Annotated in this window: 24 protein-coding genes; 2 read left to right on the top strand and 22 right to left on the bottom strand. The window is 67.5% G+C overall.

Translation table 11 applies throughout. From position 1 onward, the window contains the following. Window positions 1-55: 55 nt before the first annotated feature. Entirely contained in the window at window positions 56-481 is a 426-nt protein-coding gene (locus LQV16_RS00120; RefSeq protein WP_229991893.1) for a zf-TFIIB domain-containing protein, read from the bottom strand. Window positions 482-548: 67 nt separating this feature from the next. Beyond that, on the bottom strand, window positions 549-1,178 hold the full coding sequence (locus LQV16_RS00115) for an FMN reductase (protein ID WP_229991892.1): 630 nt from the start codon (window positions 1,176-1,178) through the stop codon (window positions 549-551). A 139-nt stretch (window positions 1,179-1,317) separates the two neighbouring features. Here LQV16_RS00115 and LQV16_RS00110 point away from each other — a divergent pair, with 139 nt between their 5' ends. Continuing rightward, entirely contained in the window at window positions 1,318-1,740 is a 423-nt protein-coding gene (locus LQV16_RS00110) for a DUF1801 domain-containing protein (protein WP_229991891.1), read from the top strand. A 91-nt stretch (window positions 1,741-1,831) separates the two neighbouring features. Here the strand turns inward: LQV16_RS00110 and rplI are convergent, their stop codons facing one another. The 4 genes from rplI to rpsF all read right to left on the bottom strand — a co-directional run bounded on the left by rplI (window position 1,832) and on the right by rpsF (window position 3,603). Continuing rightward, entirely contained in the window at window positions 1,832-2,284 is a 453-nt protein-coding gene (gene rplI, locus LQV16_RS00105) for a 50S ribosomal protein L9 (RefSeq protein ID WP_229991890.1), read from the bottom strand. A 17-nt stretch (window positions 2,285-2,301) separates the two neighbouring features. Next, window positions 2,302-2,541, bottom strand: coding sequence for a 30S ribosomal protein S18 (rpsR, locus tag LQV16_RS00100; protein WP_003800144.1), 240 nt, complete (start codon window positions 2,539-2,541; stop codon window positions 2,302-2,304). Window positions 2,542-2,666: 125 nt separating this feature from the next. Next, the gene (locus tag LQV16_RS00095; RefSeq protein ID WP_229991889.1) at window positions 2,667-3,242 is read right to left on the bottom strand and encodes a single-stranded DNA-binding protein; all 576 of its coding nucleotides are present in this window, start codon (window positions 3,240-3,242) and stop codon (window positions 2,667-2,669) included. 55 nt (window positions 3,243-3,297) lie between these two features. Further along, entirely contained in the window at window positions 3,298-3,603 is a 306-nt protein-coding gene (rpsF, locus tag LQV16_RS00090; RefSeq protein ID WP_090582123.1) for a 30S ribosomal protein S6, read from the bottom strand. Between the two features lie 274 nt (window positions 3,604-3,877). On the opposite strand from rpsF, the gene LQV16_RS00085 reads away from it, so the two are divergent. Further along, a complete protein-coding gene (locus LQV16_RS00085; protein WP_229991888.1) occupies window positions 3,878-4,561 on the top strand; it encodes a DUF1345 domain-containing protein in 684 nt (227 codons plus the stop codon). A gap of 67 nt (window positions 4,562-4,628) precedes the next feature. Here the strand turns inward: LQV16_RS00085 and LQV16_RS00080 are convergent, their stop codons facing one another. The 16 genes from LQV16_RS00080 to LQV16_RS00005 all read right to left on the bottom strand — a co-directional run. Further along, window positions 4,629-5,945, bottom strand: a complete 1,317-nt coding sequence (locus LQV16_RS00080; protein ID WP_229991887.1) for a M18 family aminopeptidase — start codon at window positions 5,943-5,945, stop codon at window positions 4,629-4,631. A 57-nt stretch (window positions 5,946-6,002) separates the two neighbouring features. After that, window positions 6,003-6,923: an intradiol ring-cleavage dioxygenase gene (locus LQV16_RS00075; RefSeq protein ID WP_229991886.1), complete on the bottom strand. Its 921-nt coding sequence runs from the start codon at window positions 6,921-6,923 to the stop codon at window positions 6,003-6,005. A 432-nt stretch (window positions 6,924-7,355) separates the two neighbouring features. Further along, window positions 7,356-8,846 (bottom strand): amino acid permease, encoded by a 1,491-nt coding sequence (locus tag LQV16_RS00070; protein ID WP_229991885.1) that lies wholly within the window; start codon window positions 8,844-8,846, stop codon window positions 7,356-7,358. A gap of 284 nt (window positions 8,847-9,130) precedes the next feature. After that, a complete protein-coding gene (locus LQV16_RS00065; RefSeq protein ID WP_229991884.1) occupies window positions 9,131-9,895 on the bottom strand; it encodes a response regulator transcription factor in 765 nt (254 codons plus the stop codon). Beyond that, window positions 9,855-11,234: a histidine kinase gene (locus LQV16_RS00060; RefSeq protein WP_229991883.1), complete on the bottom strand. Its 1,380-nt coding sequence runs from the start codon at window positions 11,232-11,234 to the stop codon at window positions 9,855-9,857. The genes LQV16_RS00065 and LQV16_RS00060 overlap by 41 nt, the downstream gene beginning before the upstream one ends. A 35-nt stretch (window positions 11,235-11,269) precedes the next feature. Then, window positions 11,270-12,160, bottom strand: a complete 891-nt coding sequence (locus LQV16_RS00055; RefSeq protein ID WP_229991882.1) for an ABC transporter permease — start codon at window positions 12,158-12,160, stop codon at window positions 11,270-11,272. Window positions 12,161-12,163: 3 nt separating this feature from the next. Further along, complete coding sequence (locus tag LQV16_RS00050) at window positions 12,164-13,105, bottom strand: ATP-binding cassette domain-containing protein (RefSeq protein ID WP_229991881.1); 942 nt, start codon at window positions 13,103-13,105, stop codon at window positions 12,164-12,166. Between the two features lie 149 nt (window positions 13,106-13,254). Then, window positions 13,255-14,751, bottom strand: a complete 1,497-nt coding sequence (locus LQV16_RS00045) for a bifunctional phosphatase PAP2/diacylglycerol kinase family protein (protein ID WP_229991880.1) — start codon at window positions 14,749-14,751, stop codon at window positions 13,255-13,257. Window positions 14,752-14,803: 52 nt separating this feature from the next. Then, on the bottom strand, window positions 14,804-15,991 hold the full coding sequence (locus tag LQV16_RS00040) for an MFS transporter (protein ID WP_229991879.1): 1,188 nt from the start codon (window positions 15,989-15,991) through the stop codon (window positions 14,804-14,806). Then, complete coding sequence (locus LQV16_RS00035) at window positions 15,988-16,761, bottom strand: DeoR/GlpR family DNA-binding transcription regulator (RefSeq protein WP_229991878.1); 774 nt, start codon at window positions 16,759-16,761, stop codon at window positions 15,988-15,990. Before LQV16_RS00035 ends, LQV16_RS00040 begins: the two co-directional genes overlap by 4 nt. Before the next feature lie 129 nt (window positions 16,762-16,890). Further along, window positions 16,891-18,573, bottom strand: a complete 1,683-nt coding sequence (locus tag LQV16_RS00030) for an ATP-binding cassette domain-containing protein (protein WP_229991877.1) — start codon at window positions 18,571-18,573, stop codon at window positions 16,891-16,893. 47 nt (window positions 18,574-18,620) lie between these two features. Continuing rightward, a complete protein-coding gene (locus LQV16_RS00025; protein ID WP_229991876.1) occupies window positions 18,621-20,060 on the bottom strand; it encodes an amidase in 1,440 nt (479 codons plus the stop codon). Next, window positions 20,057-21,322 (bottom strand): M20 family metallo-hydrolase, encoded by a 1,266-nt coding sequence (locus tag LQV16_RS00020; protein WP_229991875.1) that lies wholly within the window; start codon window positions 21,320-21,322, stop codon window positions 20,057-20,059. Before LQV16_RS00020 ends, LQV16_RS00025 begins: the two co-directional genes overlap by 4 nt. A gap of 45 nt (window positions 21,323-21,367) precedes the next feature. Next, complete coding sequence (locus LQV16_RS00015; RefSeq protein WP_229991874.1) at window positions 21,368-22,738, bottom strand: MFS transporter; 1,371 nt, start codon at window positions 22,736-22,738, stop codon at window positions 21,368-21,370. A gap of 376 nt (window positions 22,739-23,114) precedes the next feature. Continuing rightward, window positions 23,115-24,032, bottom strand: a complete 918-nt coding sequence (locus tag LQV16_RS00010) for a LysR family transcriptional regulator (RefSeq protein WP_229991873.1) — start codon at window positions 24,030-24,032, stop codon at window positions 23,115-23,117. A 35-nt stretch (window positions 24,033-24,067) separates the two neighbouring features. Continuing rightward, a partial coding sequence (locus LQV16_RS00005; RefSeq protein ID WP_229991872.1) for a helix-turn-helix domain-containing protein occupies window positions 24,068-24,812 on the bottom strand: 745 nt, incomplete at its 5' end.

Below are 24,812 nucleotides of genomic sequence, written 5' to 3'. Positions count from 1 at the left end.
TCCATCCCGCTGGCCCTACCCGGTAGATTCCGCGCTGGCAGGTAGTTTTCCTCGCCTAGAAGTCGAACAGGTCCCCCAGCCAGCTTTCCTTTTTCTTGGGACGGCGGCGGTCGTCGTAACGCGGCTGCTCATACCGCGACTGATCTGGGCGCGACTGATCTGGGCGCGGACGGTCGCGGCGCTCATCGTACCTGCGGTCGTCATAGCGGCGGTCATCCGGGCGCCGGTCATCCCGGCGCGGGTCGAAGTTGTACAGCGGAGGCGGAATGTGGCCAGGCGCCGTAGGGGGGAAGGCAGCAGGCGGGAGCGCAGTCGGCGGCAGCGGCGCGGCGGGGACGGCTGCTGCCGGGCCCAGGGACTCCGCCGCACGGTCGATGATCTTGTCCAGCTCCCCCCGGTCCAGCCACACTCCCCGGCATTTGGGGCAGTAGTCGATCTCCACGCCGCTGCGTTCACTCATGATCAGGTCAATAGAATCCACGGGACACTTCATGTCCCGGACAACGAGCGGGCCGCCGAAAAGGTTCGGGCGGCCCGGTGTGCAGAGCCTACCGCTGGCCGGTGATCCCGGCGAGAAGCTGCTCAAACGGCAGGGATTCCAGCGCGGCCGGCTTCTGCTGCGGCCCTGAGTCCTGCAGCAGGCCGACAAACTCCTCCGCCGCCCGGTCCACGCGCACCGAGAGCGGTGAGCCGCCGTCGTCGTCGTTGTTTCCCCAGTCCTGCGGTCCGGCGAAGACCGCGGTGGCGGCGATCCGGGTGCGCAGGTAGGTGAAGAGCGGCCGCATCGCGAAGTCCAGCACCATCTGGTGCCGGTCCGTGCCGGCGGTGGCCCCGAGCAGAACGGCCTTGCCTTCCAGCGCCTTGGGATCGAGCACGTCGATGAAGGACTTGAAAAGCCCGCTGTAGGAGGCGCTGAACACGGGGCTGACGGCGATCACGCCGTCGGAGGCCTCGACGCCGGCGATCACTTCGGCCAGCCGCGGAGCCGCGTAGCCGGTCACGAAGTTGTTGGCGATGTCCACGGCCAGGTCCCGCAGCTCCACGACGTCGATGTCCACGGCGTAGCCGGCCGCGGCGAGCTGCCGTTCAGCCGACGCCGCCAGCTGGTCCGCCAGCAGGCGGCTCGAGGAGGGGACGCCGAGTCCGGCGGAGATAACGGTAATACGGCGGGTTTCCACGGAGTGCTCCTAAGTTGAATCCTGGTAGCAACGCTGTTACATGCGTTTGCATCTACCTCTAGAAGCGGCGGATGCCTGGATTTATTCCCGGACACACGCCTTGCCTGACAGGAGTGCCGCGCTCTGCCAGACTGCCCTCATGGCTGAAAACAAAACGCAGGCCACCGGCGCCTCGGTGGAGGAGTTCCTGGCCGCCGTCGAGCATCCGGTCCGGCGCGGCGACGGGTTCCGCCTGCTGGCGCTGATGTCCGGAATCACGGGGGAACCGGCGCAGATGTGGGGTCCGACAATTGTGGGGTTCGGCCGCTACCACTACAAGTACGCGAGCGGCCGGGAGGGCGACGCCGCGGCGGTCGGATTCTCCCCCAGGAAATCCAGCCTGTCGCTCTACGGCCTCACGTACGGACCGGAGGCCGCCGAACTGCTCGGCAGGCTGGGCAAGCACAAGGTCGGCGCCGGCTGCCTGTACGTCAACAAGCTCGACGACGTCGACGAGGCCGTGCTGGCGGAACTGATCCGGCTCGGCTACCGGCATGTCAGCACGATGCTGCACCACGCCTAGTTTTTTAAAGCAGAAGGCCCCCGCCTTCGGTCCCTCAGAGGGAACCGGAGGCGGGGGCCTTCCCGCAGTTCAGGACTGCAGCCGGTGAGGGCTACTTGCCTGCGATTACGTCGAGTTCGATCACAGCGGAAACGTCGTCGTGCAGACGGACGTTTGCCTGGTAGGAACCGGTCGACTTGATGTGTGCCGGCAGTTCAACCTTGCGCTTGTCGATGCGGCCCAGGCCAGCGGCCTCAACAGCGTCGGCGACGTCGCCCTGCTTGACGGTGCCGAACAGGCGACCGGTTGCGCCGGCCTTGACGATCAGCTTGACCGGCTTGGCGGAGAGTGCAGCGGCCTGCTTCTGAGCGTCTTCCAGGGAAGCGTGCTCGCGGGCAACGCGGGCAGCCTTGATGGACTCAACCTGCTTCTCGCCACCCTTGGACCAGGTCAGGGCGAAGTTGCGGGGCAGCAGGTAGTTACGTGCGTAACCGTCCTTGACCTCGACAACATCGCCAGCAGCACCGAGACCGGTTACTTCGTGGGTCAGAATGAGCTTTGCCATGTTAGTTAATCCCTTCCTTAGCCGCGGCCAGCGCCGGAGTAAGGCAGCAGAGCAACTTCGCGGGCGTTCTTGATTGCCTGGGCGATCTTGCGCTGTTCCTGCACCGTGACGCCAGTGACGCGACGGGCGCGGATCTTTCCGCGGTCGGAGATGAACTTGCGCAGCAATGCTACGTCCTTGTAGTCGATGACAGTGATGTCAGCGGCCTTCAAGGGGTTGGACTTTGGTTTGGGCTTACGGAGTTCAGCCTTAGCCATCGTGGAGCTCCTATTCGATGGAGCCCGTGGATATTGATCCACGGGATGGTGGTGATCCGGCGCGGTCTGCACCCGGCCGCCTTGCGGCGTCCAGGCGGTTTTCGTTGCCGGACCTTAGATGTTGTTTAGAAGGGAGGTTCGGAATCCGGGCCGTTGCCCCAGCCGCCACCGGCATTGCTGACCCCGGGCGTGGCCCACGGGTCTTCCTGCGCGGCGGGCTGGTTGCCGCCCCATGTTCCACCGGTGTTGCCGCCCTGGTTTGCACCCTGGCCGCCACCGAAGCCACCGCCGCTGTTGCCGCCGCCGAAGCCACCCTGTCCACCCTGACCGCCGGAGCGCTGGGTGCGGTTGACCTTGGCATTGGCGTAGCGCAGGCTCGGGCCGATTTCATCGACCTCAAGCTCGATAACGGTGCGCTTCTCGCCTTCTTTTGTTTCGTAGGAACGGCTCTTCAGGCGGCCGGAGACGATCACGCGCATGCCCTTGGTCAGGGATTCGGCGACGTTTTCGGCTGCTTCGCGCCAGACCGACGCGCGGAGGAACAGGGTTTCCCCGTCCTTCCACTCATTGGACTGCCGGTCGAAGGTGCGGGGAGTAGACGCGATGGTGAAATTCGCTACGGCCGAACCGGACGGTGTGAACCTGAGTTCGGGGTCATTGGTGAGGTTACCGACAACCGTGATAGTGGTTTCGCCTGCCATCTACTGCCTCCTTGTGCGTTCCTGCGGGGATGAAGATTGAAGGTTGGCTGCTGAATTACTCAGCAACAACTTTCTGCTCTTCGGGGCGGGTGATCTTGGTGCGCATGATGGTCTCGTTGAGACTCAGCTGGCGGTCAAGTTCCTTGGCGGTAGCCGGCTCAGAGGTGAAGTTCACCACGGCGTAGATACCTTCGGACTTCTTCTGGATTTCGTAAGCCAGGCGACGACGGCCCCAGATGTCAACCTTTTCGATGGTTCCACCATCGTTGGTGATGACGTTCAGGAACTTCTGAAGCGACGGCTCAACGGCACGCTCTTCGACCTCGGGGTCGATGATTACCATCAATTCGTAAGGACGCATATGTGAACCCACCTCCTTTGGGCTAAGCGGTTACGGCATTTCCGTAACAGGAGGTTCATTTGCGGTGTCATGCAATGCCCGGCCGCCGGAACGGTGGCAGGGCGCAGCACAGACTTCAATATCTTAGTGCATTGGGGCTGGTTTCGGCGATTCCTGATGGAGCCACGCTAGCCCGGGCTTGCCGGGGGCGGAACCGGGCAGGGCGCTCATGTGGAAAACCGCCGCACGGCCGGCGGTCGGGGAGCCGGCGTGCGCTCTGTGCCATGATCTGAAAATGGACACCGACACCGATGCCACCGCCGTGCCCCCACCGATCCGCCGCAGCCGGCTGCGCTTTGCGGTCATGATGCTGGTCGGCGTGCTCGCTGCGACGGTCACCGGGCTGGCAGGGTACTGGGTGGAGGCCCCGGCGGTCGGCTGGTCCTGCGCCGCGGCATGCTACGTGATCTGGGTCTGGCTGGTGATCGGCCGGCTGGACCCCATCGAAACCATGGCCCATGCCACGGCGGAGGACCCGTCCCGCAGCGTCACCGACCTGCTGATCCTGGCCACGAATGCGGCGAGCCTCGTCGCGGTGGCCGCCGTCGTTATCGATTCGCACAGCACCGACACCTGGGCGCGCTTCGGCGGCGGGCTTTTGGTGCTGTCCTCGGTGGCGCTGTCCTGGCTGCTGGTCCAGACCCTGTTTACGCTGCGCTATGCCGAGCTTTACTACAGCACCGACGCCCATGCGGGGGCGGCGGTTGGCGGGATCAACTTCAACCAGGCCGGCCCCCCGCAGTACACGGATTTCGCCTACCTCGCCACGAGCCTGGGAATGACGTACCAGGTCTCCGACACCGCCCTGGAAAACCATGGTGTGCGGGCCGAGGCGCTCAAGCACAGCCTGTTGTCATATATTTTCGGGACCATCATCCTGGCCGCCACACTCAACCTTGTGGTCGGGCTGACCGTCTAGGGCCGCTAGGCCCTTTCAGGGCCGTCTAGGGCCGGCCATGGCGCTTCAACCCCTCATTGACCTGCGGTTACACCGCCGTCCGGAAAAACGTCCGGGTGACCGTGGCCAGCCAGTGCGGGTCCTGGACTCCGCAGAGCTCGCGCGCCGAGTGCATCGACAGCAGGGGCACGCCGACGTCGACCGTCCGGATTCCCAGCCGGGTGGCCGTCAGCGGACCGATCGTCGAGCCGCACGGCATCACGTTATTGGAGACGAATTCCTGGTACGGAATCCCGGCGTCCGTGCACAGCCGCGCCCAGAGGGCGGCCCCGGCGGCGTCGGTCGCGTAGCGCTGGTTGGCATTGATCTTTAGCAGCGGCCCGCCGTTGAGGACCGGCCGGTTGGCGGGATCGTGCCGCTCCGGATAGTTCGGGTGCACGGCATGGCCGGCGTCCGCCGAAACGCAGAACGACGCCGCGAACGCCTGCCGCCGCTGGCTCGCCGAGGCTCCGAGTCCGTCGGATATCCGCACGAGGACGTCTTCGAGGAGGGGCCCGCACGCGCCGGATCGGGACGCTGATCCGATTTCCTCATGGTCGAAGGCGGCCAGCACGGCGATCGGCGCACCGTTTGGCAGCGGCGTGGCGGCGTGCGCGATCAACGCCGTGAGTCCGGCATGGGTCGCTGAGAGGTTGTCGAGCCGGCCGGAGGCGAAGAATTCACCCCGCGCGCCGAACACCGCCGGGGCCTGGGTGTCCGCAATGACGACGTCGTACCCGCCGATCTGCGCCGGATCCACCGCAGCATCGCTGACCCTGTCCGCGAGGAGCCCGAGCAGGTCCTCGCCGGCGGGATCGCCCAGGCCAAAGACCGGGTTCATGTGCTGCTGCTTGTCCAGGGCGAGGCCTTCATTTACGGCCCGGTCAAGGTGGATGGCGAGCTGGGGGAAGCGCAGTAGCGGGCCTGTGGCCGTGAGGTGCTGTCTGCCGTCGCGCATGACGAGCCGGCCGGCGAGCTGGAGTTCGCGGTCCAGCCAGGAGTTCAGGAGGGGCCCGCCGTAGACCTCAACGCCGGCCTGCAGCCAGCCGAACTTGCCCGTAGTGGGTTTCGGCTTGAGTTTGAAGGACGGCGAGTCCGTGTGGGCGCCGAGGATGTTGAAGCCCGTGGTCGGTCCGGCGCCTGACGGCACCACCCAGGCGATGAGGGCGCCGTCGCGGATCACATAGAACTTGCTGGCAGCGGCGGCTTGCGGCTCCGGCCAGGCCTGCAGTTCTTCCAGGCCCGTGAAGCCCGCCGCCTCCAGCCGGCGCGCGGCTTCGTGGACGGCGTGGAAACTCGACGGCGACGCGCTGACGTACGCGCCGAGGTCCTGGATGTGCTCTACGGCAGTGCTCGGTGTTGGCATGGCTCCGAGTCTAGCCCGGCACGCACAGGGCCCCGGGCGTGCCGGGCGCCGCCTTGCCTAGACGGTGACGTTGAGGCCGGCGGCGTAGCCCGCGGCTACCGAGCCGCTCATCGTGGCCAGCTGGTAGATACCGCCGTCGTTGCCGAAGACGTTGTCGGATTTCAGCGTGGTGCGGGGGAAATTCTGTGCACTGGATTCGTAGCCGGCCGACGCGTAGACCTCCTTGCAGGCTGCCTCGGTCAGCGCGATCTGCGACACCGCCAGAACCTGGCCGGCCGCCGTCGCCTTGTTCATGGACTCGAACACTTCGAAGTGGATGTGCGGCCAACGGCCGCTGTAGGCGCCGGGGTAGATGGTCGTGAACGTGACCTGCCCGTTGGCGTCGGCCTCCTGGACGCCGCGGAGGTAGTTCTCGTTCTGGAGCCCGGAATCGTACATGGAGTATCTGCCCTCGCGGTCACAGTGCCAGGCGTAAACGGCGGCGCCGGCCAGCGGGGTGCAGCCGTTGGCGTTGTCCAGCAGGGTCAGCGTGACGGTCAGCGGAATGCCCTCGGCCGTGCTGGTGGAGGTCCCGAAGCTGGACGTCATGTCCTGGCGGACCACGCCGGAAGCCTCGAGGACGTTGGGCCCGTTGGATCCGTCACCGGGGTAGGGGCCGGCGGTTTCCTGCGGGATTTCAATGCCGCATTCGGCGATCGCACGGGTCAGGGCCGGAGTGGCCGATGACGAGGCGGACGCCGCTGCCGCGGCCGACGTCGTTGCTGTCGCGGGCGCTGCTGCCGCCGAAGTCGCTGCGGCCGGGGCCGACGTCGAACTGCCGCTGGTGCCGCCAGGGGTGCAGGCCGCCAGGGCGGCAGCCGTGCCCGCGCCGAGGAACATGCCCAGGGATCGGCGGCTCATGAGGGTGGAGAGATCGAATTCCAGGCCGCGGTCATGGTTGGGGTGCGGCTCGTGCGGGGGCTGGGGCCTATTTGTCATAACCCCATCGAACCCGGCAGCGCTATGGGCTGGCTAGTCCCTTCCTGTGAAACGGCTGTGCCGCGGCTGGACATGCCCTCCTTTCGGGCCGGGGAATGGACATGTCCCCGCGGCAGGCATGGGCATGCCCTCCCCTCGCGCCGAGCAGTGGACATGGTGGCGCTATGTCCACTCGTGGGAGCAGAGGGAGGGCATGTCCGGATTTCAGACCTCAGAAAAGGCTCTCTGACCACGGCCAAGAACGGACATGTCCCTTCTCGGTACCGCCGGACATGCCCTCCCCTCCGCCAGGGGAATGGACATGTCCCCGCGGCAGGCATGGGCATGCCCTCCCCTCGGGCCAAGGCATGGACATAATGCCACTATGTCCGCTGGTTGGCGCCGGGGGAGGGCATGTCCGGTGGTCCGGGGTCGCCGAGCGAGTCCTGGAAGCTATGCCCCCGGTCGGGCGCCCACCGTGGCGTCCTCGGCACGAGCCACAGTGGCGTCCTCGGCAGCTTCAGCCTGAGCCTCAGCAGCTTCGGCGCTCCCGGCAGGAGCCTCGGCGACACCTGCTGCGGGAACGGTGGCCTTGGAGCCGTTCCTGCGGTAGCGGAAGACCCCGATCCCCACCACGACGGCGGCGAGAGCCAGCGAGAGCAGGAGTGATTCCCGCGTGGATTCCAGGATCACCATGCCGATCAGCAGGGCCACGATGCTGACGATCGACACCCAGGTCAGGTACGGGAAGAGCCACATTTTCAGCTGGAGATCCTTGGCGGCGGCGCCCATGCGGCGGCGCAGGATCAGCTGGGAGGCGGCGATCACGAGCCACACGAACAGGGCGATAGCGCCGGAAGTGTTGACCAGGAACAGGAAGACGGTGTCCGGGGCGATGTAGTTCAGGCCGACGGTGATGAAGCCGACCACCGTGGAGGCCAGTACCGCGGAAGAAGGCACGCCGCGCTTGGAAATCCGCATCCATGACTTGGGGGCATCGCCGCGGCGGGAGAGCGAGAACAGCATGCGGCTGGCGGTGTAGAGGCCCGAGTTCAGGCAGGAGAGCACAGAGGTCAGCACCACAATGTCCATGATGGTTCCGGCGCCGGGGATGCCGAACAGCTCGATGACCGCAACGTAGGGGCTCTTGGCGACGGAGGCGGAGTTCCAGGGCAGCAGGGTGACCACAATGGCGATGGAGCCGATGTAGAAGACGAGGATGCGCCAGACGGTGGACTTCACGGCCTTCTTGACGGCGTCGACAGGGTTTTCGGATTCACCGGCGGCGATGGTGGCAATCTCCGCGCCGAAGAAGGAGAACACGACAACGAGGATGCCGGCCAGGACGGCGCCGGGACCGTTGGGCATGAACCCTCCGTTGCCGATCAGGTTGTCCAGACCGGGTGCCGGAACGCCGGGGATGAGGCCGAGGATCGCGGCGGCGCCAAAGAGCAGGAAGAGCACGATTGCCGCCACCTTGATGGAAGCGAACCAGAACTCGAACTCGCCGTACGACTTCACGGACCCGAGGTTGGTCAGCGTCAGCAGTATCATCAGGGCAAGCGCCCACACCCACTGGTCAATGCCGGGGACCCAGCGGTGCATGATCGCAGCCCCGGCCGTGGCCTCGATGCCGAGGACAATGATCCAGAACCATGCGTAGAGCCAGCCGATGCTGAACCCGGCCCAGCGGCCCAGGGCCTTGTCCGCGTAGGTGGAGAATGAGCCGGTTTCCGGGTTGGCCGCAGCCATCTCGCCCAGCATTCTCATGACGAGGATGACGACGAGTCCCGCCGCGGCGTAGGCAACCAGGATGCCCGGGCCGGCCTGCTGGATCGCCGCACCGGAACCGACAAACAGTCCGGCGCCGATCACGCCGGCGATGGCGATCATGGACAGATGCCTGGGTTTCAGGGATTTTGAGAGCTGCTGGTCAGCGGGCATGGAAGCGCCGTCCTTTGTGGGGGTTCAGGCCCGCTCTTTGCCGGCACGGAATCGAATCCCTGCTGTGCGGCGGACCACAATGTCGTTTCACACTAGACCGCGCGGCACAGGCCCCGTCTTGTGCAGTCCCACAAATGACGGCCCGCGAGACCGGGCCATCCCCCAACAGGGAGGGCTTCAGCGCAACTAAAGTTGCCTCATAGACAACTCGGCAATGTGCCTGAAACCACTGCTTCAGGCCTACCCGCCGGTAGCCGGCTCCCACGGCCGGCGGGCCGTTCCCGTCAGTAGTCCGCGTTGCTCGGCACCACGAGGCCGGTCTCGTACGCGTACACGACGGCCTGGACACGGTCGCGGAGGTGGAGCTTGGTCAGGATCCGGCGCACGTGCGTCTTGACGGTGGCCTCGGACAGGAAGTACCTGTGCGCGATTTCGGCGTTGGAGAGCCCCTCCGCCATCGCCCCGAGCATCTCGTTTTCGCGGGGCGTCAGGTCCGCCAGCAACGGATCCCTCGCCGGGCGTGCCGGGCTGGCGGCGCGCTGTCCGCCGCCGTCCTCCGCCCCGGCGCGCTGTCCGCCGCCGTCCGCCCCGGCATGATCCATGCCGGCTCCGGCGCCGCGGACGTAGGTCTCCAGCAGCCGCTGCGTAACGCGCGGGGCCACCACTGCGTCGCCGCTGGCCACCACCCGCACCGCGCTGATCAGTTCCGCCGGCGCCACGTCCTTGAGCAGAAAGGCCGAGGCCCCGGCCCGCAGCCCGGCAAAGGCGTATTCATCGAGGTCAAAGGTGGTCAGGATGATGATCTTGGCGTCCGAATCCGAGGCCGCGATGGCCCGGGTGGCCTCGATCCCGTCCAGCACCGGCATCCGCACGTCCATCAGGACGACGTCGGGCGCGAGCTCCCGGACGTGGCTGACCGCTTCGGCACCATTGGATGCCTCGCCCACGATGCACAAATCATCTTCGCCCTCCAGGATGAGCCGGAAGCCCATCCGAAGCAGCGGCTGGTCATCCACCAGCAGAACGCGTACCGGTCCTTTGTCGAGCATTGTTCCCCCCTGTATCCGTGGCATTCTCGCCATTGCAGTTCAGTTCCGTGTGCACGCGCCAGCCGCGCTCACCAGTGCGCCCGGCGTGTACAGTGCCTGCGTAAATCCTGGCCCGCTCCCGCATCCCGGCGATTCCATGCCCGGTGCCGAAGGTATCCAGTGAGTCGGGCTTCGCCTGCGCGGCGGCCCCGGCACTGCCGGGGTCAACGGTGCCCCTGCCGTCGTCGACCACTTCGATGGTGACGCGTGAACCGTTGCGGACAATGCTGACGTCCACGCGGCTGAGCGCACGGCCGTAGCGCAGCACATTGGTCAGCGACTCCTGCACAATCCTGTACACGGTCAGCTGGAACGCCGCATCGGAGGGCAGGGACGGGCCGGTGTGCGTGTAGTGCAGCGGCAGTCCCGCGGTGCGGAAACCCTCAAGCAGTGTGGCCAGGCTGCCTCCGGCCACCAGCGGCTCGCGCGGGGCGTGCCCTGCGGCGGCGTCCTCGCGCAGCACGCCGAGCACCCGGCGCATGTCGGCCAGCGCGGTGCGTCCCGTCCGGGAGAGTTCGGCCAGGACGCCGGCGGCGCGCGCCGGATCCTTCTTGACCACGACGGCGGCGCCGTCCGAAAGGCTGATCATGACCGTCAGCGAGTGCGCCACGACGTCGTGCATTTCGCGCGCGATCCGGTTCCGTTCCGTGACCGAACCGAGCTGCTGGGCGCGGGCGGCCCATGCGGCGATCTCGTACTCGTGCTCGCGCCGCTGCCGCACCGAGATCCCGATCCCCGTGGCGATCACGTTGGAGAGCGTGATGCCGATGCCCGCCGCGATGCCCGTGAGCAGCTGGAAATTCTCCGGCGTGCGGACCGCCATGTCCGGGAGCCGCCCGTCCAGCGGACCAACGGCCAGCAGGAAGTACAGGAGCAGGAGCGGGGCGGTGGTCAGGGCAAGTGTTGCAAGGGCGAACCGCCGCGTGCGGACGACGGCGACGGCGTACAGCGAAAACCAGAGCCCGGCGGAGACATTGGATCCCCACGGATGCAGGAAGGTGACGGCCAGCTCCAGTGCCGCCACGGCGGCCGCCACCCGCACGGGATAGGCCCGCCGGAACAGCAGGACGGGCGCGGCCGCGGCGAGCAGGACGGCCACCGGCCAGTCGCCATGCAGGATCGACTCGATGGCCGTCGGCGTGACCAGGACCAGGTAGCAGAGCACCACCAGGACATCCATGACTCGCGGATTGGCCAGCAAGTAGCGCCGGAGCCGGCCGCGGCGGCGGGCGGTGAGTTCGGCGAGCGACGCGTCGGCCGGTCCGGCCGACGCGTCCCTCACAGGTACTGCATCGATCATGCTCTGAGCCTAGACGCTGGGCCTGTGCGCCCGGCTTAGACGTCCCGCTTCTTGAGCAGGATGGCGGCCAGGAGCACCGGGACCACAACCCAGGCGCCCAGCACCAGGCCGGCCTGCCAGGCCTCGAGCGTGTCCGGGACGTGCTCCACGGCGGTCAGGGGATCCACGGTGTTGCCGGGCAGGTACTTGCGGGCCTCCACGAAGAAGTCGCCCGGAATGAGCTGGAAGGCGATGGGCGCCACGAAGAACAGGCCGACCAGGCTCATGATGCCGCCCGCCGAGTTGCGGATCAGGGTGCCCAGCGCCATGCCGATCGCCGCGACCGCCGCCACATAGATGCTGTTGACAACGAGCAGCTTGACCGACTGCGAGCTGCCCAGGTCCAGGCCGAGGCCGTAGTTATCCAGGATCGGCACCGACACCAACCCGGCCACCAGGGTGGAGGCGGCGGTGATGACGAAGGAGGTCAGCACTACCACCACGAGCTTGGCCGCGAACGCCGGAATCCGTTTGGGCACTGCCGCGAACGTGGACCGGGCCATGCCCGTGGTGAACTCGGAGCTCATCAGCAGCACACCGAGGGAGCCCAGGATCAGCTGGGCAAACGCGATGCCGGAAGTCGGCACGCTGACGGCGATGTCGCCGCCCTGCGCCGCGAGCCTGGCCGCCACCTCCGGGTCCTGGGCCGCCGCCTCGGAGAACTGGCCCGTCCCCCAGGCCGAAAGCGCCCCGAACCCGACCATGACGACCACTGTGGAGCCGAGCAGGATCAGCGTGGAGAGCAGGGTGCGGAACTTGATGAATTCGGAGTTGAGGACCCGCAGGAAGCTGGGGCCGGGGCCGGAACTGCTGCCGTTTCCGGACCGCTGCGCGCGGGATTCGGCGCCGCGGGGCGATGGCGTGGATTCAACGGTTGTGGAGCTCATGGCTTAGTTGCCTCCGGCTTCGACGGGAACAGCGCCCGTGGTGATCAGCGAGTGGTATTCGACCTCATCCTTGGTCAGCTCCATATAGGCCTCCTCGAGGCTGGCCTGCAGCGGGGTGAGTTCGTAGATCATGACGTGGTTCTCCAGCGCTGCGGTGGCGATCTGCCGCGGGTCCAGGCCTGTGACTTCGAGGAGCTCACGCTCCTGGGCCTCCACGGAGACGCCGGTTCCGGCCAGCAACTGCATGAGCCGGTCCGGCTGGTCTGTGCGGACCCGCGTGCGGCCCTGGCCCTTGCCGGTGATGATTTCCTGGATCGGGGCGTCCGCAATGATCCTCCCGCGGCCAATCACGATCAGGTGGTCCGCCGTGACGGCCATTTCACTCATGAGGTGGCTGGAGAGGAAGACCGTGCGGCCCTCGGAGGCCAGATACTTCACCAGGTTCCGGACCCACACCACCCCTTCCGGGTCGAGACCGTTGACGGGCTCGTCCAGGATGACGGTCTGCGGGTCGCCCAGGAGCGCGGCGGCGATGCCCAGCCGCTGGCCCATGCCCAGTGAGAAGCCGCCGACCTTCTTGCGGGCCACCTCGGCCAGCCCGGTCATCTCAATGACTTCGTGGACCCGCTTCTTGGGGATGCTGTGGGTCGCGGCCATGGCCAGCAGGTGGTTGTAGGCGGAGCGGCTCGTGTGGACGGCCTTGGCGTCGAGCAGCGCACCGACATCGCGCAGCGGCGCGGCGTGCCCGGTCAGCGGCGACCCGTTGACGGTCACTGAGCCCGACGTCGGCCGGTCCAGTCCCATGATCATGCGCATGGTGGTGGATTTTCCGGCCCCGTTCGGACCCAGGAAGCCGGTGACCCGGCCGGCTTCGACGGTGAAGTTGACGCCGGCGACGGCGGTCTTGTCGCCGTAAACCTTGGTCAGGCCTCGTGCTTCGATCATGGAAGCTTTCCTTTGCGTAGCGGGAGATTATCCGGGGCTCCGCAGTCACGGGCCCGTCTGCACACCACGCTACCGAGGCCGGCGGCGTATTTCGCCGGTCTCAGGGATGATTCAGGGGCCAATCAGGGTAGTCCGGGAGGATGACAGGCTCAGTCGAGGGGCGAGTAGTAGGTCAGGGCGTCGCGGCGGACCGTGAACTCCACGCTCCGCACTCCTGGCATGACCTCCCCGTCGACGGCGAGGACCATGGGCCCGTTCCCGGGTTCCACCGTGATCCGGTCCGTTTCGCTGAGGTGGGTGATTTCGGAAGTGGCCACGGTGCCCGTGAGCACGGCCCAGAGCAGCCGCAGCCGGGCAAACGGCTCATCGGCAGTAATCATCCGCAGGTCCAGGACCCCGTCCGCCAGCACGGGGCGCACCAGCGGCGCGTGGTCGCTGGGGTAGTAGCGGCCGCGGCCGATATACAGGATCCACAGCCGGTGCCGCACCCCGTTGACGATCAGGGTGGTGGGGGTACCGGCCGCGAAGGTCCGGAACATGGCCACCACTCCGGCCAGGGGTTTTCCCAGAGCCGGCTGGAGCTGTTCGCGCCGGCGGACCAGGTTCGGGTAGAGACCGATGCTGGCCGTGTTGAGCATGATCAGTTCGAGGTGCTCCGGGCTGTCGGGGAGCCCGCGTTCGACACTCACGTGGCCGATGTCGGCCACTGCGGCCTCGCCGTGCGAGGCCGCCTGCACCGCCGCCCCCAGCGTGGGCGTCCCGGCGTCGCGGGCAAAGTGGTTGAGCGTTCCGCCGGGGAGCACCAGCAGCGGGAGGGAGCGTTCGACGGCGGCGGCCGCCGCGGCGCCCACGGTTCCGTCGCCGCCCCAGACGCCCAGGGCCGCAATGCCCGGCCGCGTCGCGACCTCGGCGATGCCCGCGTCAACGGCCTCATCATGCCCAATTTTCTTTATATACGCTTTGGGGAATGTTTTTTGCAGGGCGTCAACGGTCTCGTCGGCATAGGACCCGCCGAGGGTGTTGACGGCGATGCAGAGACCCTGTCCGTCCGGGAGTTCCGCGGCCCGGACGGCGCCACGGCGGGTTTCCGGGAAGGGCGGCCGGACGGGCCACCACTTCCGCGTCACCATGGCCGCGCCGGCGCCGATCGCGGAACCGAACAGCACATCCGAGGGCCAGTGGGCCCCGGTGTGGACCCGGGAGTAGGCCACCCCGGCCGCGACGGGGGCCAGCGCCGCACCGAGTGCCGGCCGGACCATGCCGACTCCGAGCGCGAAGGCCACCGCGGAGGCCGAATGGCCCGAGGGCATCGACGAACTCGTCGGCTGCGGATTGACGAAGCGGAAGACCGGAAGGTGTTCGGGCAGGGGCCGCGTCCGGGGCAGGAGGGTCTTGAACACCACGTTCGTGACTGCCGAGGCCACGCCTTGGGCCAAGAGCCCATGCAAGGCTGCCCGGCGCGTCCTTCCGGGCACCAGGGCCATGGCTCCGGCGACGCCGAACCAGAGTTTGCCTTTGTTGGCGGCGGCGGAGAGACGGCGGAAGAACTCGTCATGGCCTCCGCCCGGCAGATTGGAGACGGCGCGCACCAGTTTGAGGTCGAATTTCGACAGGCGGCCGGGGGCCTTCCTCAGCATGGTTCGCATTTGACCACCATACTGCCGGACGGCCCGCCGGAGGCAAGGGCGCGGCGGGCACCTACCTCGCGCGCAAGGGCTTCGCGGCGCCGGCGAGCACCAGGGCCACCAGAATCGGAATCCCGATCGCCAGCAGGGCGGCCCTGATACCGGTGACATCGCCCAGGTAGCCCAGCAGCGGCGGCCCGGCGAGGAAGGCAATGTAGCCCAGCGTGGACACGACGGACACCCGGGCGGCCGCCTTCCGGGGGTCATCCGCCGCGGCGGACATCCCGATCGGAAATGCGAGGGCGGCGCCCACGCCCCAGAGCACGGCGCCGGCAGCGGCCAGCCAGATGGTGCCGGCGAACACGAAGAGGCAGAGGCCCGCGGCTGCCGCGGCCATGCTGGCGCGCAGCACAGCCACGCGGCCGTAGACGTCGATCGCGCGGCCGCCGAAGAAGCGCATGGCGGTCATTGCCAGCACAAAGGCGGCGAACAGCAGCGCCCCCGTGGATTGTTCAGCGCCCAGGCCGTCAACCGCGGCCTTGGCAATCCAGTCATTGCCGGCGCCTTCAGTCAGGGTGGCGCCGAGAACGACGACGCCGATCAGCAGCGTGCGCCCGTCCCGCCAGGCCGACCCGCCCTTGCCGTGGTCCGGGTCCCCCGCGGCGGGCGCCGCGGCGGGCAGATGGGGCAGGAAGTACCGCGGGGCCACCGTGGTCAGGACGGCGACGACGGCGGCTATGACCAGCAGATGCTCCGGGAGCCCGACCCCCAGGGTGGACAGGCCGGCGCCGATCAGGGCCCCGATGAATGCGCCGCCGCTGAAGGCCGCGTGGAACTGCGGCATGATGGTGCGCCCGAGCCGGTGCTCGACGTCGGCACCTTCAATGTTCTGCGAAACATCCCAGAGCCCGACGCCGATCCCGAAGAAGAACAGGGCAATCGCCGTCCCCGGGACGGAGGCCGCCATCAGGGACAGCGCGACGCCGACGCCGGCCGCCGCGGCCACAAGTCCGGCGCTCCGGACGGTGTTGGCGGTGCCGATCCGGCCGACGACAAACCCGGCCGTGGGCAGGGCGATCAGCGAGCCGACCGCCAGGCACAGCAGCAGCGTTCCCATCTGGCCCGCGGTGATGTGCAGGATCTCTGTCACCGCGGGGATGCGGGCAGCCCAACTGGCGAAGACTAATCCGTTGATCCCGAAGACAAGGAAAGTCGCCCCGGTGGCAGCCTTCAGTTGCGGGACGGTTGCGGTACTGGTCATACGATCACTGCTTCCACCGAGCGTTGTGAGAGTTGGTCAAGTTCTTCCAGGCTGAGCTGCCGGTCGGTCACGACGGCATCGACGGCGTCCAGGGATGCGACGAGGGCGACGGCGCTGGCGTTCCATTTGGATCCGGCGCAGGCGACGATCACCCGGGCCGCGGATTCCAGGCCAGCGCGCTTGACGGCGGCGTCGTCGAGATCGTGGGCCAACAGCCCGTCCTTGAGGTTCAGGGCGCAGGGCGTGACCACGGCGGCGTCGAAGCGCAGCGAGCGGATGTTGGATTCCGTCATGGGCCCGCGGAAAGACAGTTCACCGGGAACGAGGCTGCCGCCCGGCATCAGGAGCTCGGGGCGGCGGCCGGCAGGCACATCGTCCAGGGACAGCGCGGTGACGGCTCGCAACGACATCGGCATGATCGTCATCTCGCGCTGGCGCAACTGGCGGGCGATCTCCGTAGCGGTGGTGCCGCTGTCCAGCCAGACGTGACTCCGGTCCTGGAGCATGGCCGCCACACCGGCGGCGATCCTCACCTTGGCGGTGTGGTCCTCCAGCTCGCGCTGCCCGTATTGGGGGTTTTCACCGCCGAAAACCAGGCTCTTGGCTCCGCCGTGGACCCTCCGCAGCACGCCGTGCAGGGCCAGGATGTCGAGGTCGCGCCGGATGGTGGCACCGGAGGCGCCGCAGGCGGCCATCAGGTCGTCCACCGTCACCTGCTCGCGGTTGCGAAGCAGTCCGCCGATCAGGCGGTGCCGCTCATCAGTGTTCATGATCAAATGCTAACGGTTTGTGATCATTTAATCATTTGTTGCGCGACCCAAAGAGCAAACGCGGGGTCACTTGGCGCCCCAGAAACCCCTCGGGGATGGGCGTTAAGTGACGCCGCGTTGCTTGTTGGCTTAGCGGGCGCGCTCGACGCGCTTTTCGTCCCAGACCGGTTCGGCGGACTCGTAGACCCTGCCGTCGGAGCCGAAGACCAGGAAGCGGTCGAAAGTGCGGGCGAACCAGCGGTCGTGGGTGACTGCCAGGACGGTGCCTTCGAAGTGGTCGATCGCCCGTTCCAGGGCCTCGGCCGAGTGCAGGTCGAGGTTGTCCGTGGGTTCGTCAAGCAGCAGCAGCGTGGCGCCGGAGAGCTGCAGCAACAGGATCTGGAACCGCGCCTGCTGGCCGCCGGAGAGGGACTCGTACTTCTGCTCGGACTGCGCTGCCAGCCCGTAGCCGTCCAGCGCCCCGGCGGCGGCTTCGCGGCCCATGCCGGAGCGGTGCTCGTCGCCCCGGTGCAGGATTTCGAGCAGGGTCTTGCCCAGCAGGTCGGGCCGGACGTGGGTCTGGGCGAAGAAGCCGGGCCGGATCCGGGCGCCGAGTTTCACGGTGCCCTCATGCGGCACCTCCGCGATCTCGACGTCGGACACCGGCAGGTGCTCCCGTTCCGGATCCGTGCCGCCGGTGGCGAGCAGGCGCAGGAAGTGGCTCTTGCCCGAACCGTTGGAACCAAGGACGCCCACCCGGTCGCCGAACCAGATCTCGGTGGAGAACGGCTTCATCAGGCCCGTCAGTTCCAGTTTCTCCGCCACGACGGCGCGCTTGGCGGTGCGCCCGCCCTTGAGCCGCATCTGCACATTCTGCTCGATCGGCAGGGCCTCGGGCGGACCGGCCTCGAGGAACTTCGCGAGCCGGGTCTGGGCCGCGTGATAGCGGTTGGCCATGTCGGAACGGAAAGCGGCCTTGTTCTTGTACATGTTGACGAGTTCCTTGAGCTTTACGTGCTCCTCGTCCCAACGCTTGCGCAGCTCCTCGAAGCGCGCGTTCCGGTCGGCCCGGGCATCCACGTAGGAACCGAAACCGCCGCCGTGGATCCAGGCCCCGGCGCCGTTGATGCCCGGTTCCAGCGTGACGATGCGGCCGGCGGCGTTGTTGAGCAGTTCACGGTCGTGGCTGATGAAGAACACGGTCTTCTTCGACTCGTTCAGCTTGGCCTCGAGCCAGCGCTTGCCCGGGACGTCGAGGTAGTTGTCCGGCTCGTCCAGGAGCAGCAGTTCGTCCGGGCCGGCGAAGAGAGCCTCGAGCACCAGCCGCTTCTGCTCGCCGCCGGAGAGGCTCGACGCCGGGCGGTGCTGCGCCCGGTCAAACGGCAGGCCGAGGGCGGCCATGCAGACCTCGTCCCAGACGGTCTCGACGTCGTAGCCGCCGGCGTCTCCCCAGTCCACGATGGCCTGGGCATAGGCCATCTGGGTGGGCTCGTCGTCGTGCTCCAGCATGGCGAGTTCTGCCTCGTCGACGGTGCGCGCGGCGGCGGCCAGGGCGGGCGGGGCGGCGGAGACCAGGAGGTCGCGGACGGTGGACTCATCCCGGACCTGGCCCACGAACTGGCGCATGATCCCCATGTTGCCGGAGCGGCCGATCACGCCTTCATCCGCAACGAGGTCGCCGGAAATGATCCGGAACAGCGTGGTCTTGCCGGTTCCGTTGGGCCCGATCAGCGCCGTCTTGGTGCCGTCGGGGACCTTGAACGTCACGCCGTTGAGCAGCTGGGTGCCGTCGGAGAGGAAGTAGTCGATGCCGGAAACGTCAATATGAGCCACGCGTTCAATCTTCCCATGGACGGACGGACCGGCCGGGGCCCGGGCGCCTAGCTGTTCACCAGGAGCTCCGGACGGCGTCCTGCCCAGGGCCGCACCGCCTCCACGGCGGCACCCACCGTGAAGACTGTGGCGTCCTCGAATGGATGGCCCACGATCTGCACACCCGTGGGGATGCCGCAGTCGGCCATGCCGCTCGGCACGGCCAGGACGGGGCAGCGGTTGCTGATGTTGAAGGGCGCCGTCATGTGCCCCTGCCAGTAGTGCCCGAGCCGCTCGCCCCCGGCGTCGATCCCGTCAAGGTACATGCCGTCCGCGTCCAGGGCGGCCACGGCCGAGGCCGGGCAGAGAAGGGCGTCGAAGCCGGACATCGCCGCGGCAAGCTCGGCCTGGATTCTGGTTTCCGCCCGGATGCCGTCGACGAACCGGTTTTCCGCGGCGGCTTTCCGGGCGTCCGCCATGAACCGCCGTGTGTACGGGGCCAGCAGCTCGGGAGACTCCGAGGTCTCGTCCTCCATGGCCGGACCGAGGAGGTAGCCGAAATGTGTGAACATTGTCCGGCTGATGTCCTCGGTGGTCCAGGGCAGCTCGATCTCTTCCACCACGGCGCCGGCATCACGCAGGGCCGTTGCCACGCCGCGCGTATTGGCCTCAACATCCGCGGCGACGGGATAGTTCCCCAGCCGGATGCAGAGAGCGATGCGCATGCCGGCCACTGCCGAGGCGGTGTCAGCACCCGGCGGGCAGGACAACGCCGGACTCCCGGCGAGGGAGGTGTGGTCGCCCGGATGACGGCCCGCCATGACGTTCGCCAGCAAGGCTGCGTCCGCCACGGTCCGTGCCATCGGGCCGTCGCCGCGGTAGTGGTCCGCGGAGAGCGGGGCCAGGCCGGGAATCCTTCCGTAGGGCGCCTTGTAGCCGACGGTCCCGGTGAACGACGCCGGCAGGCGGGTTGAACCCGCGATGTCGGAGGCGGTGGCCAGCGGCGCCAGCCCGGCGGCCAGTGCCGCCCCGGAACCGCCGGAGGAGCCGCCCGGGGAATACTGCCGGTTCCAGGGATTGCGCGTGACTCCCCACAGGGGACTGTGGGTGACGGTGGCGCAGCTGTATTCGGGCGTGGTGGTGCGGGCATGGATGATGCCGCCGGCACGCCGGATTCGGTCGATGACGGGATGGTCCGCGTGCGCGAGCTCCCCCTTGCGGGCTACGAGCCCCTGCGAAAGGGTGCGTCCCCGGAGCCCGTGCTTTTCCTTGGCGGCCACCGGCAGCCCCAGCAGGGGTGTGAGGTCCCTGCCCCGCGCATACCGGGCAGCGGCCTGCCGTGCTGCCGGGAGCGCCTCTTCGAACAGGGTCTCCGTCAGGGCGTTGATGCCGCCGTTGACGGCCTCGGTCCTGGTGATCACCGCTTCCATGAGCTCCACCGGCGAGAGCTCCCGGGAGCGGAAAAGCCGCAGGGCCGTGCCGGCGTCGAGGTAGTGCAGCTCGGTCATGCCAAGGCCGCTGCCGGCTCGGAGGAGGCTTCGGCCAGGGCGCCGGCAACCAGGTCCCGGGCCACCCCAGTGAGCATGTCCACGCCGGCAACCATGTCCTCGTCGGTGCTGAACTCCCGTTCGCAGTGCGAGACGCCGTCCACGCTGGGGATGAAGAGCATGACCGACGGCGCCACTGTGTTCATGGCAACGGAATCGTGGCCGGCCATGGTCTGGATCCGCCGCGCGGAAAGGCCCAGGTCTGCAGCCACCTTGTCCGCGAGTTCGATCCCGCCTTCGGGGAAGCGGCGGATCGGCCGGATGTCGAAGTCCTTCACATTGACTTTGATGTCGTGCTCGCGTGCCAGCGCATCGATGTCCTCGATGAGTTTGGCGCGGGCCGCCTTGACGATGTCCGGATCGCCGGAGCGGAGGTCGGCGACGAGGTGGACCCTACGGGCCACCACAATGGGCGAGTTCGGTTCGAGGGTCAGCTGGCCCACGGATGAGACGAGGGCCTCCTCGGCGAACTCAGCCGTGACGTCGTGCACCATAAGAATGATCTTGGAGGCTGCCACCAGGGCGTCGTGCCGGTCGGCCATGGCCGTCGCTCCGGTGTGCGACTGTTCGCCGAGCACTTCGATGTCCAGTTTCTGGGTGTACCAGCTGCTGTCCACCAGGCCGATGGAGATGCCCTCGCGTTCCAGGATCCTGCCCTGCTCGATGTGGATCTCGGCGTAGCCGGCGGCCTCGGGCCCGTCAGAGGTGCCGAGGTACCCGATGCCATCCAGCGCCTCACGGACTGTGACGCCTTGCAGGTCCGCCACATCCAGCATCTGTTCCCGCTGCAGGAGTCCCGCAAACACCGAACTTCCCATGATGCTCGGCGCGAACCGGCCGCCCTCCTCGTTGAACCAGTTCACTACGGCCAGGTTGAACCGCGGCGCGGGCCCGCCCTCCGCAACCTCGGCGTCCAGACGCCGGGCCGCGTGCAGGGCGGCGACGACACCGTACGCGCCGTCGAACCGGCCCCCGAGCGGCTGGCTGTCCAGGTGGGATCCGATCAGCACATAGGGCGCCCCCGGCGTCCACTCCAGCAGCCCGAACATGTTGCCGATCCCGTCCACCCGGAGTTCCCATCCGGCGTCACGCACCCACCCGGCGAACCAGTGGCGTGTCTGCGCATCCTCCGGGGTTGCCGCCTGGCGGTCGACGCCGTTGTCGGGGGTGGCGCCGATGGTGGCCACGTGGTGGAAGTCTTCGAGGAAAGCTGCTGAAGTCATGGGAAATCCTTTGTAGGTTGCGGTGGAGAGGGTGGGGCGGCGGGCTTAGCCCATGCGGCCGCGCGTCTCGGGAACCTTGGTGAAGAGCACCAGCAGGAGCACGACGGCGGCGGCCGCGGCCATGTAGAAGCCGGGCGCGTGAGGCACTCCGGTGCCGCCGACCAGGGCGGTCCCGATGAACGGTGCTGTGCCGCCGAAGAGCGCGTAGGCGCCGTTGTAGCTGATTGCCGCCGACGTGAAGCGGGTGCGGGTGGTGAAGATTTCAACGAAGAAGGTGTAGCAGCCTCCGCCGTAGATGCAGAGCGCCACCACGAAGAGGGACTGGCCCAGGAGGGCAAGAGGGAGGCTTCCGCTGGTCACCAGCATGAAGCTCGGCACTGAAAGCAGGGCCAGCGCGGCTGAACCGGCAATGAGCATCGGTTTGCGGCCGAAGCGGTCGCCCAGCCGGCCACCGAAAGGAAGCAGGACGGCGTAGAGCGCGAGAGCGGCGGCGTTGACCAGGAGGGACTGTTCACGGCTCAGGTGGCCCGTGGTCTGGACATAGGAGACGAAATAGGCCGAGAGGAAGTAGAAGCCCATTGCGGTCAGGCCCATGACGAAGATGACCTGGACCATACGGAGCCGGTTTTCGCGGAAGGCTTCGCGGACCGGGCTGAATTCCTTGGTCCGGGCAGCCTTGGCCTCATTGAACGCATCGCTTTCCACCGTCCGGCTGCGGATCCAGACGCCGAACAGGGCGAGCGGCAGTGCCAGCAGGAACGGCAGGCGCCAGCCCCACGCCATGAAGGCCTCGTTGGGCATTGACTGGCTCAGGATGAGGATCATCGAACCGGCGACGACAGAGGGCAGCGCAGTGGCGGCGATGGTGATGTTGAGCCAGAACCCGCGGCGGCTGACCGGGGCGTGCTCGAAGACAAACGAGGGTGCTCCCACGGATTCGCCGCCGGCGGAGAAGCCCTGGATCAGCCGGCAGAGGACCAGCAACACCGGTGCCCAGGCGCCGATCTGGCCGTAGGTCGGCAGCAGCCCCATCAAGGCGGTGGCCCCGCCGATGGCGACGAGCGTGATGGTCAGGACCCGGCGGCGGCCGATCCGGTCGCCGAGCGCGCCGAAGAACAGGCCGCCGATGGGACGGACCACGAAGGCGACGCCGAAGGTGGCGAACGTGGCAAGCATGGCCGTGACCGGGTTGCTGCCGGGGAAAAACAGTTGGGAGAAGATGACGGCGGTGAGGCCGTAGAGCGTGAAATCGTAGAATTCGATGAACTGCCCGATGCTGCCGCCTGCGAGGACCCGCTTCTGCATCTTGGTGATGCCGAGAGGTCCGGACCGCGGAGCGTCCTTGTCCAGGGCCGGGGCGGACGGTGTGGTCTGGGAAGCGGACACCGGCTGGTCCTTGATGTCGTTGATCGTCATGACAGCCACGCTAGAGGCGCCGTGTTTCCGAAGTTCCCTGCCGTGTTACGGGCCCGGGAAATGAAATCTGCTGATGTTGCCGCTGTGTTGCCGGCAAGCCACGGTCCGGACATAAGTCGGACACCTGGGGCGTGAATCGGAACCATTGAATCTCCTTTGATCAACATGGTTGTCGCGCTTCGGGACTCGGCCAAGGGCCGTCATTGCGCGGGATTTGCCGTTGGACTCCCGCCGGCACCACCGCACTGGACCAACTTTGTGTGATCCGGTTCACATCTGTCCAATTGATTGTTTTGGCCAAATCAATCGATTTCATCGATGCCAATCGCTGCGGATTTTCGCAGTCACAGTCGGTGGGCACGGGGAATCCGCCGGGCTAGTGCCGGGCGGCACCGTAGAGCCGGATGCAGGTCTCCTCAAAGGCCAGTGCCCGGCGGGTGGGTTGCACTCCCTCGGGCCGGACCAGCATCACCTCGATTGGCGGGAAGTCATCCGTCAGGGTCAGGGCAACCACCCTGCCGCCGGAATACGTCATGTCGCTGTGGAGCCGCTGGTTCAGCATGGCGTAGCCGTGGCCCTTCGCCACAAACGAGCGCACCGTCTCATACCCGGCAAAGCGGTGCCGGACATTGGGAAGCACCCCCGCGATCGCGTACAGCTGCTCGTAGTATTCCCGGCTGTGCGGCAGATCCAGCACCACCGCGGGTTCGCCGTCGAGATCCTTCAGTGCGATGCTTCGCTCGGGCCGGGACGCCGCGGGGTGTTCAGCATGGACCAGCACATGAGGGGGCACGCGCTCGAGCACCGTGTGTGTGAAGCCCCGGCCCCGGCCGAGACCGTACATCAGCGCGACATCGCACTGCCCTTCGAGGAGGGCCGTCTGCAGGCTCGCCAGATCGGCTTCCAGGAAGGAGACCTCGACTCCCGGATGCTGAACTTCGAAGGTCTGCAGGATTGCGGGAAGCCTGAAGGGCGCCAGGGGCGAAAACACGCCCACTTTGAGCTCTCCGACCAGGCTTGTCGCAAGCCCGCGGGCTGACTCGTACAGCGAGTCCGCATGCTCCAGCAGCACCTTGATGTCCTGGGCCAGCTGCCGGCCGGACGGCGTCAGGCGCAGGCCGCGCGTCCTGAGCCGGACAAACAGCTGCGTCGACAAACTTGCTTCAAGCTGGGCCATGGCGGTGGACAGGGTGGACTGGGTCACGAGCAGCCTTTCGGCCGCCGCAGTCATGTTTTCGAGCTCGGCCACCACCGCGAAATACCGCAGCTGGGTCAAGGTAAAGGGCTTCGCCATTCGTCAATGCTCGCATTCTGCGCGGATCCGCGCGGTCACAGGCCCCGGAGCCGGTGCAGGAGTAGGGCGACGTGCAGCGACGTCCGGGACTCCGCGTCGTCGAGGTCCACGCCGAGGAGCTCTTCAAGGCGGGCCAGCCGCGCGTACAGTGTCGGGCGGCTGAGATAGCCGGTGCGGGCCAGAGCCGCTTTGTTGCCGCCGGACTCGAGGTAGCGGCCCAGCAGTTCCAGCTGCCCGCCGCCGTCCCGGGCGTCGGCCTGCAGGACACCCTCCAGTTCTGACTCCGCGAACTGCTGCACCCGCGGATCCTTGCGCAGCAGGGCCAGCAGCCCCCGAAGCCGGACGTCCGTCGCCCGGTAGAACGGCTTCCGATCACCCCGCAGCGTCGCCGCGGTTTCGGCGACGTGGGCGGCTTCGTCAATGCCCGCCGCCGCTTCGAGCAAGGAACCCCTCAGGTGCCCCACGCCGATGCTCCATGTCGCCTCCGCCGGATTGCCGGCCCAGCCTCCGCCGGGCAGACCTCTGCCGGGCCGGGCTCCGCGGACGGGTGGGCCGGGTGGCGTGTCGCTGCCCGCGAGGGCATCGGCGAGACGCTGGAGGGTCGGGTCCTCCAATTGCTTCGCAGGAACGGCCAGGATCATGCCGACCGATCCGGACCGGATGCTCGCGGTCAAAGCGCTGCCTGACACGGTTTTGAGGGCCCGGGCGAGCTGCTCCAGCAGGGCACGTTCCTCCTGTTGCCCAGCGAGTGGATCGATTCCGGCTCCCGCTGCCCCTGCC

The sequence above is a fragment of the Arthrobacter sp. Bi26 genome, from assembly GCF_918697925.1.
Taxonomy (GTDB): Bacteria; Actinomycetota; Actinomycetes; order Actinomycetales; family Micrococcaceae; genus Arthrobacter.
The sequence above is the reverse complement of the archived record's forward strand: the minus strand, read 5'-3'. Positions and strand labels throughout refer to the sequence as shown.

Bases quoted from the DNA above. Each gene is read 5' to 3' on its own strand.
- LQV16_RS00045 (WP_229991880.1), bottom strand. From the start codon at position 14,751: ATGCGAACCATGCTGAGGAAGGCCCCCGGCCGCCTGTCGAAATTCGAC.
- LQV16_RS00025 (WP_229991876.1), bottom strand. From the start codon at position 20,060: ATGACCGAGCTGCACTACCTCGACGCCGGCACGGCCCTGCGGCTTTTC.
- LQV16_RS00050 (WP_229991881.1), bottom strand. From the start codon at position 13,105: ATGATCGAAGCACGAGGCCTGACCAAGGTTTACGGCGACAAGACCGCC.
- LQV16_RS00070 (WP_229991885.1), bottom strand. From the start codon at position 8,846: ATGCCCGCTGACCAGCAGCTCTCAAAATCCCTGAAACCCAGGCATCTG.
- LQV16_RS00075 (WP_229991886.1), bottom strand. From the start codon at position 6,923: ATGACAAATAGGCCCCAGCCCCCGCACGAGCCGCACCCCAACCATGAC.
- LQV16_RS00055 (WP_229991882.1), bottom strand. From the start codon at position 12,160: ATGAGCTCCACAACCGTTGAATCCACGCCATCGCCCCGCGGCGCCGAA.
- LQV16_RS00060 (WP_229991883.1), bottom strand. From the start codon at position 11,234: ATGATCGATGCAGTACCTGTGAGGGACGCGTCGGCCGGACCGGCCGAC.
- LQV16_RS00020 (WP_229991875.1), bottom strand. From the start codon at position 21,322: ATGACTTCAGCAGCTTTCCTCGAAGACTTCCACCACGTGGCCACCATC.
- LQV16_RS00110 (WP_229991891.1), top strand. From the start codon at position 1,318: ATGGCTGAAAACAAAACGCAGGCCACCGGCGCCTCGGTGGAGGAGTTC.
- LQV16_RS00080 (WP_229991887.1), bottom strand. From the start codon at position 5,945: ATGCCAACACCGAGCACTGCCGTAGAGCACATCCAGGACCTCGGCGCG.
- LQV16_RS00085 (WP_229991888.1), top strand. From the start codon at position 3,878: ATGGACACCGACACCGATGCCACCGCCGTGCCCCCACCGATCCGCCGC.
- rpsF (WP_090582123.1), bottom strand. From the start codon at position 3,603: ATGCGTCCTTACGAATTGATGGTAATCATCGACCCCGAGGTCGAAGAG.
- LQV16_RS00015 (WP_229991874.1), bottom strand. From the start codon at position 22,738: ATGACGATCAACGACATCAAGGACCAGCCGGTGTCCGCTTCCCAGACC.
- LQV16_RS00010 (WP_229991873.1), bottom strand. From the start codon at position 24,032: ATGGCGAAGCCCTTTACCTTGACCCAGCTGCGGTATTTCGCGGTGGTG.
- LQV16_RS00065 (WP_229991884.1), bottom strand. From the start codon at position 9,895: ATGCTCGACAAAGGACCGGTACGCGTTCTGCTGGTGGATGACCAGCCG.
- rpsR (WP_003800144.1), bottom strand. From the start codon at position 2,541: ATGGCTAAGGCTGAACTCCGTAAGCCCAAACCAAAGTCCAACCCCTTG.
- LQV16_RS00040 (WP_229991879.1), bottom strand. From the start codon at position 15,991: ATGACCAGTACCGCAACCGTCCCGCAACTGAAGGCTGCCACCGGGGCG.
- LQV16_RS00095 (WP_229991889.1), bottom strand. From the start codon at position 3,242: ATGGCAGGCGAAACCACTATCACGGTTGTCGGTAACCTCACCAATGAC.
- LQV16_RS00035 (WP_229991878.1), bottom strand. From the start codon at position 16,761: ATGAACACTGATGAGCGGCACCGCCTGATCGGCGGACTGCTTCGCAAC.
- rplI (WP_229991890.1), bottom strand. From the start codon at position 2,284: ATGGCAAAGCTCATTCTGACCCACGAAGTAACCGGTCTCGGTGCTGCT.